Annotated in this window: 7 protein-coding genes; all 7 read left to right on the top strand. The window is 64.2% G+C overall.

Annotated features, from left to right (window positions below; genetic code table 11):
• Positions 1-475: 475 nt before the first annotated feature.
• The 7 genes from RT131_RS07855 (at position 476) to RT131_RS07825 (ending at position 12,264) form a co-directional block, all read left to right on the top strand.
• A complete protein-coding gene (locus tag RT131_RS07855; protein ID WP_313171792.1) occupies positions 476-784 on the top strand; it encodes an STAS domain-containing protein in 309 nt (102 codons plus the stop codon).
• Positions 781-1,146, top strand: coding sequence for a response regulator (locus RT131_RS07850; RefSeq protein WP_057628682.1), 366 nt, complete (start codon positions 781-783; stop codon positions 1,144-1,146). The genes RT131_RS07855 and RT131_RS07850 overlap by 4 nt, the downstream gene beginning before the upstream one ends.
• Before the next feature lie 36 nt (positions 1,147-1,182).
• On the top strand, positions 1,183-3,159 hold the full coding sequence (locus RT131_RS07845) for a chemotaxis protein CheA (protein ID WP_313171789.1): 1,977 nt from the start codon (positions 1,183-1,185) through the stop codon (positions 3,157-3,159).
• 282 nt (positions 3,160-3,441) lie between these two features.
• Entirely contained in the window at positions 3,442-5,691 is a 2,250-nt protein-coding gene (locus RT131_RS07840) for a methyl-accepting chemotaxis protein (protein ID WP_313171787.1), read from the top strand.
• A 137-nt stretch (positions 5,692-5,828) separates the two neighbouring features.
• A complete protein-coding gene (locus RT131_RS07835; RefSeq protein WP_313171785.1) occupies positions 5,829-8,462 on the top strand; it encodes a methyl-accepting chemotaxis protein in 2,634 nt (877 codons plus the stop codon).
• A 409-nt stretch (positions 8,463-8,871) separates the two neighbouring features.
• Positions 8,872-11,103 (top strand): methyl-accepting chemotaxis protein, encoded by a 2,232-nt coding sequence (locus tag RT131_RS07830; protein WP_313171783.1) that lies wholly within the window; start codon positions 8,872-8,874, stop codon positions 11,101-11,103.
• Between the two features lie 390 nt (positions 11,104-11,493).
• Entirely contained in the window at positions 11,494-12,264 is a 771-nt protein-coding gene (locus tag RT131_RS07825) for a flagellar regulator YcgR PilZN domain-containing protein (protein ID WP_313171781.1), read from the top strand.
• Positions 12,265-12,328 lie beyond the last annotated feature (64 nt).

The raw sequence follows: 12,328 nt of genomic DNA, 5'->3' as shown, positions 1-12,328 counted from the left end.
GGGGCTCAAAGCCTGCTGCGCTGATGGCCTCCCTTTCGCACAGAGTGCGGAAGGCAGCGAAGGTAGTGCCGAGCCATGCTCGGCAGAGGCTTTACCGGCAAGGCCCCAGCCGAGCATGGCTCGGCTCTACACCGTCAAAAGCTACCCCTCCCCAGCCCTCCCCTTCGCTGCGCGAAAGAGAGGGGGCTCAAAGCCTGCTGCGCTGATGGCCTCCCTTTCGCACAGAGTGCGGAAGGCGGCAAAGGTAGTGCCGAGCCATGCTCGGCAGAGGCTTTACCAGTAATGCCCCAGCCGAGCATGGCTCGGCTCTACCCCGCCAACAGCTCCCCCTCCCCAGCCCTCCCCTTCGCTGCGCGAAAGGGAGGATGCCTGAAAACGTGCGCCCGTTAACACTATCTGCTGCAACGCATCGCAACCCTAAAGATCACTGGCACTTCGCCGCTATCTCTCCCAGTAACGTTTGTTCGGAGCAACGATGAGCACTGTGGCCCTGGCGCAGGATCTCGGCATCGAGTCCACCAGCGAGTTGAAACAACAACTGGCAACCCACCTGCCACAAGCAGGTGAGCTGCGGGTGGATGCCGGCCAGGTAAGTCGCATCCACACCGCTGCAATGCAGGTGCTGTGCGCCTTCGTGCTGGCCCGCCAGCAAGCCGGCCAGGGCACTGTCTTTGACAACGCTACCGACACCTTCCGCGACGCCGCGCGCCTGCTCGGTGTCCTCCGGACCCTCGGTCTGGAAGCAACCCCTGACACAACGAAATCTGTGGAGAACGCTGCATGAGCGCACGAATCTTGGTGGTGGACGACTCGGCGTCGATGCGCCAGATGGTCTCTTTCGCCCTCACCTCGGCCGGCTTTTCGGTTGAAGAAGCCGAGGACGGCGCGGTCGCCCTCGGCCGGGCCAAGGGCCAGCGTTTCAACGCCGTGGTCACCGACGTCAACATGCCGAACATGGACGGCATCTCGCTGATCCGCGAGCTGCGCCAGCTGCCGGACTACAAGTTCACGCCGATGCTGATGCTGACCACCGAGTCGGCCGCCGACAAGAAATCCGAAGGCAAGGCCGCCGGTGCCACCGGCTGGCTGGTCAAGCCGTTCAATCCCGAACAGCTGATTGCCACCGTACAGAAAGTCCTGGGCTGATCAGCCCACCTGCCCCACCGATCGGATACCGCGCCAATGAGCATGGACCTGCAACGTTTCCACGCCACCTTCTTCGAAGAAAGCCGCGAAGGGCTGGATGCAATGGAGGCCGGCCTGCTGGCACTGGAAGACGGCCAGCACGACCCTGAAGTCATCAACTCGGTGTTCCGTGCAGCGCACTCCATCAAGGGGGGCGCCGGCACTTTCGGCTTTGACGCCATCGCCGGCCTCACCCACGTGCTGGAAACGCTGCTTGACGAGCTGCGCGCGGGCAAGCGCGCACTCGAAAGCAACGCGGTCGACGCGATGCTGGGCTCGGTGGACGTGCTGCGTGCGTTGCTGCGTGAGGTCGAACATGGCCAGCCCGCCGACCCGGCAGCGGTCAAGGCGATTACTGATCGCTTGCAGGCTGTCCTGTCTGGTGCCGCACCGGTTGCCGCGGCTGCAGTGAAGCAGGAAGAAACCCCGGATGCCTGGCAGATCGGCTTTGCCCCGGCACCTTCACTGTTCATGAGCGGCAACGATCCGCTGCGCATCATCCGCGAACTGGAAACCCTGGGTTCCCTGCACGTGGAGCCGCGCATGGCACGGCTGCCCAGCTTCGACCAGCTCGATCCGCTGGAAGCCTACCTGGCCTGGGACCTGGGCCTGGTCGGCAAGGTACCGCGCAGCCGCATCGAAGACACCTTTGCGTGGGTGGTCGATGACTGTGAACTGGACATCCGCCCGGCCGCACCGCCCAGTCTTGCCGTGGAAGCGCCCGCCGCTGCCGTCGCCAGTACTGCCAGCGTCGCCGACGCCGCTGCTGGCAGCAAGCCTGCGGCCAGCACCCAGCAACACGAAGCCGAAAGCTCGATCCGCGTCAGCGTCGACAAGGTCGATGCGCTGATCAATCTGGTCGGTGAACTGGTCATCACCCAGGCCATGCTCAAGCAGGTATCCGGTGGTCTGGACCCGGTCCACGCCGAACAATTGTTCGCCGGCCTGGACTTGCTCGAACGCAATACCCGCGACCTGCAGGAAGCCGTCATCGGCGTGCGCATGCTGCCGGTGGACGCGGTGTTCCGCCGCTTCCCGCGCCTGGTCCGCGACCTCTCCGGCCGCCTGGGCAAGCAGGTCCGCCTGCGCACCATCGGCGAAGGTACCGAGCTGGACAAGGGTCTTATCGAGAAGATCGCCGATCCCTTGGTGCACCTGGTCCGCAACTCCATCGACCACGGCCTGGAAATGCCGGACGTGCGTCGCGAATCCGGCAAGGACGAAACCGGCACGATCACCCTGGCTGCGTCGCACCAGGGCGGGCATATCGTCATCGAAGTCAGCGACGATGGCCGCGGCCTGAACCGCGACAAGATCCTCGCCAAGGCGCTGGAACGCGGCTTGAACGTGCCGGACAACCCCACCGATGCACAGGTCTGGGATCTGATCTTCCAACCGGGCTTCTCCACCGCCGATGCCGTTACCGACCTGTCCGGTCGTGGCGTTGGCATGGACGTGGTCCGCCGCAACATCCAGGCACTGGGTGGCGAGGTGCAACTGGAAAGCCGCACCGGCGCCGGCACCCGCGTGTTGATCCGACTGCCGCTGACGCTGGCCATCCTCGACGGCATGACTGTCTCGGTGGCGGGCGAAACCCTGATTCTGCCCTTGGCCTACGTACTGGAAGCCCTGCAGCCGCAACCCGATGACATCCGCACCATGGCAGGCGAAGGTCGCGTGTTGCGCGTGCGCGGCGAATACCTGCCCATCCTGTCGCTGGGCGAGTACTACGGCTATCCCGACAATCCACAGGCCGAGCCGCTGGTGGTGGTGGTCGAGGGCGATGGCCAGAAGATCGCGCTGGAAGTGGATGAGCTGATCGGCCAGCAACAGGTCGTGGTCAAGAACATCGAGAACAACTACCGGCGCATCAGCGGTGTATCCGGCGCCACCATCCTCGGCGATGGCCGGGTTGCGTTGATCGTTGATATCGGCGGCCTGGTGCGCTCGCTGCGCACGCAGCAGGCGGCCTGATCACCTCTTGATTGCCACCTCCGGCCGCGCGCCCATCATCTGGGCGTGCGGCTTTCGGCTGTATGCGTGCCACCGCGGAGCGACTCAGCGGCACCTTGCTGGCGCTGGAACCGTGTCCGCATAACGCCTTCAAGAAGCCCCGAAAACTGCCGATACCGCATCGCAATGCAATCAGGTTTGTCAAGCAACCTGGGCCTCCGTCGCGGCCTGCACCACTCAAGACATTCCCCAGGGGCGCCGGACCTGTGGATCGCCCCATGCCCGCTTACGGAGATGTCTGCAATGAAGTGGTTCCAGAACCTGTCGATCACCCGAAAACTGGTGCTTGCATTCTGCAGCACCGGCCTGCTCACCCTGCTGCTCGCGCTGTTTGCCGTGTGGCGCATGAACGTGGCCGACAGCCAGATCGAACAGGTCAACAACAATTGGATGCCGGCCGTGCAACAACTGGGCGAAATGCGCGCCCAGCTTGGTGAGTTCCGCACGTTCGAACAGGCCCAGCTCAACTACCAGGGCGACACCGCCCAGCTGGCCGACTACGACAAGCGCATGGCCGACACGCGCAAGCTGATCGAAGCGGCGGAGAAGGCTTACGACGACATCGAAGCCGACTACAGCGCCGATGAGCTGGCCCTGTACAACAAGATGAAGGAACTGCGTGCCGGCTACTTCGACGCTCACGAGCGCATCGCCGCCGCCATCGCCGCCGATGACTTCGCTACTGCCGCCAGCATCTCCAGCGGTGATTCGCGCAAGCTGCGCCGTGCGCTGTTCGACCAGCTCAAGCAGCTCTCGCAATACAACCAGGACCAGCTCACCAAGCAGACCGTGCAATCGCAGCAGGCACATGACCGCTCGGTTGCCGCCATCCTGATCGGCCTTGCCGTCGCCCTGCTGTTGGCTGCCGCCTTGGGCTGGGCCATCATCCGCGCCATCATGGTGCCGCTGGCCGACGCGGTCCGCGTGGCCGACGACGTCGCCGCCGGCAAGCTCGACCGCCGTATCGACACCGCGCGACGCGACGAGGTTGGCAAGCTGCTGCAGTCCATGCAGCGCATGCAGACCCAGTTGCAAGCGGTGATTGGCGCCCAGCGCGAGATGGCCAGGCAGCACGATGCCGGCATGATCAGCCATCGCATGGACGAAACCAGCTTCCCCGGCGATTACGGGGTGATGGTCAAGGAAAGCAACGCGCTGGTGAACTCGCACATCCAGCTGATCCTGTCCGCGCTGGAGATCATCAAGCGCTACGCCAATGGCGACCTGTCCGTCGACATCGAACGTCTGCCCGGTGAGAAGGCGGTGATGACGGATGCCGTCGATGCGGTCAAGACCAGCCTGTCGGCGATCAACAGTGAGATCAAGCACCTTGCGGGAGCAGCCGCCCAGGGTGACTTCTCGGTCCGCGGCGACGCGGCGGCCTACCAGCACGACTTCCGCGACATGGTCAGCAGCCTGAACCAGCTGATGGAAACCACCGACGGCAACCTGTCCGAGCTGTCCAAGCTGTTGCAGGCCATCGCCCGTGGCGACCTGACCGTGCGCATGCAAGGCGATTTCCACGGCGTATTCGCCGACATGCGCGACGATGCCAATGCCACCGTTGGCCAGCTGACCGATATCGTTGGCCGCATCCAGCACGCTGCCTCCAGCATCAACCTGGCCGCCACCGAGATCGCCACCGGCAACAGTGACCTGTCGCGCCGGACCGAGCAGCAGGCTGCCAACCTGGAGGAAACTGCTGCCTCGATGGAGGAACTGACCTCCACCGTGCGCCAGAACGCCGAACATGCGCGCCAGGCCAACCAGCTCGCCATCGGCGCACATGGCGTGGCCAGCCAGGGCGGCACCGTGGTTGGCCAGGTGGTCACCACGATGAGCGCCATCGAGGCCTCGTCGAAGAAGATCGCCGACATCATCAGCGTCATCGATGGCATCGCCTTCCAGACCAATATCCTGGCGCTCAATGCCGCGGTGGAAGCCGCACGTGCCGGTGAACAGGGCCGTGGCTTCGCCGTGGTTGCCTCGGAAGTGCGCACCCTCGCCCAGCGTTCGGCGGCGGCGGCCAAGGAGATCAAGGGCCTGATCGACGACTCGGTCGGCAAGGTCGGCGAAGGCTCGGTGTTGGTGCAGCAGGCCGGCACCACCATGGACGAGATCGTTACCTCGGTGCAGCGCGTGACCGACATCATGGCCGAGATCTCGGCAGCCTCGCAGGAACAGAGCGCTGGCATCGACCAGGTCAACCAGACCGTCATGCAGATGGACGAGACCACCCAGCAGAACGCCGCGCTGGTGGAAGAAGCCACCGCTGCCGCACGCTCGATGGAAGACCAGGCCACCCAGCTGACCGAGGCCGTGGCGGTGTTCCGTACCGACGCCTTGCAGGCCATGACCGCACAGCCGCTGCAGGCCAAGCCGGCAATCGCCGCTGCCGTGGCGCCAGCCCGCCGCCTGCGCGCGGTTGCCCCGGCGCAGCGCGGCAACGCTGCCGTGCGTATCGACAACGAAGGCGATTGGCAGGAGTTCTGATCGCCCGCTGGTCCCGTGACAGACGGCGTCCCCGGCAACGGCGACGCCGTCCACGTTTTCATCACAGGACACTCCAGCAACGCCCGCAAATGCCGATGTACTGACAAACCCCTTACCTTCCAGGCCAGCAGCACCCCATGTCTTTGCCCACGAACTTCCTAACCCGCAGTATTGCAATGCGCTTGATGCTGGGAACGGCATTGGTCGCTACGTTCGCATTCGGCCTCACCGCCTTGTTCATCTACCTGCGCAGCAGTGATGCACTGCTGTCGGCATCCCGGGTCAGCCTTGAGAACATGGCCGAACTTGAGGCCCAACGCATCTCCGCCGAACTGGGCCGCGGCTTCGAGGCCAATGACACCTTGTCACGCAGCTTCCTGGCCTTGCGCCAGCAGGGCGGCTTCAGTCGTCTGAGCGCCGCGCAGGTATTGCATTCCCAGGCACTGAACAATCCGCAATGGGTGGGCGTCGGCACCTTGTGGGAGCCGCAGGCATTCGATGGCGACGACGCCAACCACATCGATAGCGACGGGCACGATGCCAGCGGTCGTTTCATGAGCTATTGGGCCTGGCAGGACGGCGCGCCAGTGCAGGAGCCGTTGCGTGGCTACGACGTGCCTGGCGACGGCGACTGGTATCTGCAGCCCGCCGCCAACAAGAAGCCCTCGGTGCTGGAACCCTATAGCTACGAGATCGGCGGCAAGAAGATCCTGATGACCACGCTGGCAACACCCATCGTGCAGGATGGCCAGTTCCTGGGTGTGGTGACAGTGGACTTCGCCCTGCAGTCGTTGCAGGACCGCCTGTCCAAGATGCGCCCGATGCAGCAAGGCTATGTGCGCCTGCTGTCGCCGACCGGCACCATCATCGCCGACCGCGACCCGGCCAAGGTCGGCAGCAAGGCCGACGATGCCGACACCCGCGCGATGCTGGCCAACACCGCCAGTGGCAGGATCACCTTCGAGCAGCATCACGACGCGGCCCTTGACCAGGACATGGTGGAAACCTATGTCCCGTTGAAGATAGGCAACGCCGAGCAGACTTTCGCCTTTGGCGTGGTGGTGCCCCGCGCCCTGCTGATGCAGCAGGCACGTGCCCTGCTGTGGACGATCATCGTGGTCGGCATCGTTGCCGCCCTGCTGCTGTGTGGCGCGCTGTTCCTGCTGTTGCGCAGATTTGTGTTCACGCCACTGAACCAGGCCGTCGCGCTGTCCGACAACATCGCAGCCGGCAAGCTCGACAACGCCGTCAGCGTGCAACGAGACGACGAACTGGGGACCCTGCTCACCTCCATGCAACGCATGCAGGCACAGTTGCAAGCGGTGATTGGCGCGCAGCGCAAGATGGCCATGCAGCACGATGCCGGCACGATCAGCCATCGCATGGATGAGGCGGCCTTCCCCGGCGACTACGGAGTCATGGTCAAGGAAAGCAACGCGCTGGTGAATTCGCACATCCAGATGCTGTTGTCGGCATTGGACGTCATCAAGCGCTATTCCAATGGCGACCTGTCGATCGACATCGAACGCCTGCCTGGCGAGAAGGCCGTCATCACCGAGACCGTCGATGCGGTCAAGGCCAGCCTGTCGGCGATCAACAACGAGATCAAGCGCCTGGCGCACGCCGCCGCCCAGGGCGACTTCTCGGTCCGCGGCGACGCGGCGGCCTACCAACACGACTTCCGCGACATGGTCAGCAGCCTGAACCAGCTGATGGAAACCACCGATGGCAACCTGTCCGAGCTGTCCAAGCTGTTGCAGGCCATCGCCCGTGGCGACCTGACCGTGCGCATGCAAGGCGATTTCCACGGCGTATTCGCCGACATGCGCGACGATGCCAATGCCACCGTTGGCCAGCTGACCGATATCGTTGGCCGCATCCAGCACGCTGCCTCCAGCATCAACCTGGCCGCCACCGAGATCGCCACCGGCAACAGTGACCTGTCGCGCCGGACCGAGCAGCAGGCTGCCAACCTGGAGGAAACTGCTGCCTCGATGGAGGAACTGACCTCCACCGTGCGCCAGAACGCCGAACATGCGCGCCAGGCCAACCAGCTCGCCATCGGCGCACATGGCGTGGCCAGCCAGGGCGGCACCGTGGTTGGCCAGGTGGTCACCACGATGAGCGCCATCGAGGCCTCGTCGAAGAAGATCGCCGACATCATCAGCGTCATCGATGGCATCGCCTTCCAGACCAATATCCTGGCGCTCAATGCCGCGGTGGAAGCCGCACGTGCCGGTGAACAGGGCCGTGGCTTCGCCGTGGTTGCCTCGGAAGTGCGCACCCTCGCCCAGCGTTCGGCGGCGGCGGCCAAGGAGATCAAGGGCCTGATCGACGACTCGGTCGGCAAGGTCGGCGAAGGCTCGGTGTTGGTGCAGCAGGCCGGCACCACCATGGACGAGATCGTTACCTCGGTGCAGCGCGTGACCGACATCATGGCCGAGATCTCGGCAGCCTCGCAGGAACAGAGCGCTGGCATCGACCAGGTCAACCAGACCGTCATGCAGATGGACGAGACCACCCAGCAGAACGCCGCGCTGGTGGAAGAAGCCACCGCTGCCGCACGCTCGATGGAAGACCAGGCCACCCAGCTGACCGAAGCCGTGGCGGTGTTCCGCATCGCCGCTGACGACGCCCGCAAATCCTCGGGAAAAACAGCAGCCAGTGCCGTTGCACCGCCGCCGCGGCAGCGACTGCGGCCAGTCGCCACCAGCGCACGTGGCGGACAGACTGCGCTGAAAATGGATGACGGCGACTGGCAGGAGTTCTGATCTGCCAATCGCCCTACAGGCCCCCGGCAAGCCATGCCGGGGGCTTTTTTGTGCGCGAACGTTCGCCGGCTGAGTAAACCGGGTAGCAATGCACCTCAGACGATGATCGTAAGAGAGTCGACGAAACAATGTGAAATAGTGGTGGCGCGCACACTCCATGCGTTGGGCCCATCACTCATTCCTCGTGATGAATTTGAACCGCTAAGTGAGGTGATGTTGGCGTTAACAACTGTGCTGAATTCTTCAGAATTTCCGTCAGAAAACCTTCTACAGCGAACGCAGAGAACGCCGTTATCGGCTATGACAACGCCCGCATAGGATTGCGGCGTGGACACTGCGCTATGTGATCCAGGGCAGCAAGCAGCCCCTGTACAGCGCCCCAATCTGCAGTCGATCCGGAGAGTCAGAGATGGAGTTCTTTCGCAACCTCAGCATCGCCAGAAAACTCGCAGTTGCTTTCACCCTGACCACACTGACTACCTTGGCAATGGGCGGCTTCGCGGTGCAGCGCCTGCACCAGGCCACGAACCAGCTTGGCGAGGTCAGCGCCCGCTACATGCCTGCCGTGCAGTATCTGGAGCGGATGCGCGCCGACCTGGCGGAAATCCGCATCGCCGAGTTGTCCCAGCTCGCCCATTTGAATGAACCGGGCTTCGTCGCCGAATACAACCAGCGCATCATCGAGCAGCAGCAGAAGCTGATCGAGCACCGCAAGCAGTACGAAGCCCTGCCTGCCGATGCGAAGCAGCAAGGCCTGTACGCCGAGTTGGGCAAGACCCTGGATGCCTACCTCGGTGCACACGCCCTGATGGAGAAGGCCATCAAAGAGGGCCAGTTCGAGCTGGCCCACAGCATCTCCAACGAGCAGTCACGCATCAGCCGCCGCGACCTGTTCGAGGCCGTGGAAAAGCTCAGTGCCCACGTTGCATCGGTACTGGACAACGAAGTCGCCTACGCCAATGCCGCGCAGACGCGCAGCAGCACCGCCATCGTCGTCTGCATGCTGCTGTTGGGGCTGCTGTCCGCGGGCCTTGGCATGGTGATCGTGCGTGCCATCGTGCGACCGGTGAACGATGCATTGCGCGCCGCAGACGATGTCGCCAACGGCCGCCTGGACGGCACCATCGACAGCAGCCGCAAGGACGAAGTCGGCGCCTTGCTGGTCTCGATGCAGCGTGTGCAGCAGCAGCTCAAAGCAGTCATCGGCGCGCAGATCGAGATGGCACGCGAACACGACCAGGGCATGATCAGCTTCCGTATCGATGAATCCCGTTTCCCCGGCGAGTACGGGCGCATGGTGCGCGAGGTCAACACGCTGGTCGCCCAGCACATCGGCGTCAAGATGCGCGTGGTCGAAGTCATGCGGCACTATGCGCGCGGCGACCTGTCGGTGGACATGGACCGTCTGCCGGGCGAGAAGGCCGCCATCACCCAGGCCATGGACGGCACCAAGGCCAGCCTTTCGGCGATCAACAACGAGATCAAGCGTCTGGCCCACGCCGCCGCCGCAGGTGACTTCAGCCAGCGCGGCAACGCCGACCAGTTCGAGCACGACTTCCGCGACATGGTCGGTGGTGTCAATTCGCTGATGGAAACCACCGAAGACAATCTGGGCCATCTTTCGCAGTTGCTCCAGGCAGTCGCCCAGGGCGACCTCACCCATCGCATGGAAGGTGATTTCCACGGTGTCTTCGCACGCATGCGCGACGACGGCAATGCGACCGTCGACCAGTTGAGCAGCATCGTCTCGCGCATCCAGGCAGCCAGCGGCAGCATCAGTATGTCGGCCAGCGAGATCGCCACGGGCAACGATGACCTGTCACGCCGCACCGAGCAGCAGGCCGCCAATCTGGAGGAAACCGCCGCATCAATGGAGGAGCTTACCTCCACCGTACGCCAGAATGCCGAGCACGCCCGCCAGGCAGATCAGCTGGCGCGCGGCGCGGCCGAGGTCGCTGCGCAGGGCGGCAACGTGGTGGGGCAAGTCGTCTCGACCATGAGTTCGATCGAACAGTCTTCGCAGCGCATCGCCGACATCATCAGCGTGATCGATGGCATCGCCTTCCAGACCAATATCCTGGCACTGAACGCTGCCGTCGAAGCGGCCCGCGCCGGCGATCAGGGGCGTGGCTTTGCCGTGGTCGCATCGGAAGTACGTACGCTGGCGCAGCGCTCAGCGGCGGCGGCCAAGGAGATCAAGGGGCTGATCGACGACTCGGTCGGCAAAGTGGGTGAAGGGTCGGCATTGGTACGCCGCGCGGGCAACACTATGGATGAGATCGTTGCCTCGGTGCAGCGCGTCACCACCATCATGGCCGATATCTCCGCCGCTTCGCAGGAACAGTCCACCGGCATCGAGCAGGTCAACCAGACCGTCATGCAGATGGACGAGACCACCCAGCAGAACGCGGCGCTGGTGGAGGAAGCCACCGCCGCCGCGCGTTCGATGGAGGACCAGGCCCGCCAGCTCACCGACGCGGTGGCGCAGTTCCGTCTTGCCGGCTCGGTGAGTGCGTCGCTGGCCAAGGTTGCCGCCAGCCCAGGCGCAGCACCGCCACGCGGCCGTCCAGCGTTGCGGGCGATCCCCAAGCCCAGCAGTCGCGCACCGGTTGCCAGCACGGATGACTGGCAGGAATTCTGACGCGGCCTGGTCAGGGGGGCAGGAACGCTGCGTCCTGCCTCCCTCCTCGCTCCCCGCCAAGGCCCCCGCACCCCTCTTTCTCCTTTCCAGCCCCCTCCCGCGTGCGGAAGATGGCCTGACGCTTCAGCGCCCCTGATCGGGAGCCTCCCTGAGTGAGGGACAGAACTGACGCTCCGGCTGCCTGCTTGAACTCAACCAGGCCAGGCCGAATCCATCAACTGCCCAGCGTTCCCGGAAGCAGCTCGCGTCGCTGGCAGCCATTCCTGCCCCGGGCCCGGCGGGCAAGCTCGTAACAGCCCAGCTAAAGATGCTAAAAAGGCGGCCGTTATCACAGTTTATGGCGCACTCATCCGCGCCGCGCTGATCTTCGACCCAATCGCAACCGTGTCCATGCCCGACAAAGAATCGCTCGCACCGACGCCGTCACCGCACGCCGGCAACCTGTACGCCGACGACCGCTACATGGTGCGCAATCCGCACCAGGTGCGCCATCTGCTGCAGGGCATGATTGATCAGCGTTCAATGATCAACGTGCACCCGGATGGACGCGATCAGGCGTTCCCCTCGGCGGTACTGGAGGTCGACATGCATGGCCTGGTGCTGGATGCCAGCCCGGTACCGTCGATCAACCGCACTGTCGAAACCGCCGGCGGCCTGCTCTGCTTCGGCCAGGTCGACAAGGTCATGGTCCGTTTCCAACTGCATGGCCACCGCCGCATCGAGCGTGACGGGCATGTCGCGTTCGAGGTGCCGTTGCCGGAGGAGGTCTACCACCTGCAGCGGCGCGAGTTTTACCGGCTGGAGACCCCGGTCGGCGATTCCCCGTACTGCGTACTGCCGGACCCGGATGGCGTTGAGCCCAGCCGTTGGCGTGTGCTGGACATCAGCGCCGGCGGTATCGCCCTGCTGCTGCCACCCGAACAGAACCTGCTGAAGCTGCAGAGCCGCTACCCCGGCTGCATCCTGGAAATCCCGGAAAGTGCGCCGATCTCCGTCCCCTTGGTGGTCTGCAACCTGCGCCAGCAGAAGCAGCCCAACGGCACCGAAATGACCCGCATTGGTCTGCGCTTCGACGATCTGCCGCGCGGCGCGGACAACAGCATCCAGCGCTACATCTTCCGCATCGACCGCCTGCGCAAGGCGCGCAGCAACGGCGATTGAATGAAGCTGCGGCGGCGTTCGCCGGTTTCAGGGCCTGTCCTCAAACCGCCCTCCCAGCCGACTA

Source organism: Stenotrophomonas sp. (genome assembly GCF_032066555.1).
In the GTDB taxonomy this organism is placed as follows: Bacteria; Pseudomonadota; Gammaproteobacteria; order Xanthomonadales; family Xanthomonadaceae; genus Stenotrophomonas.
Note: the sequence above shows the minus strand (reverse complement) of the source record. Positions and strands in the feature narration are given on the sequence as shown.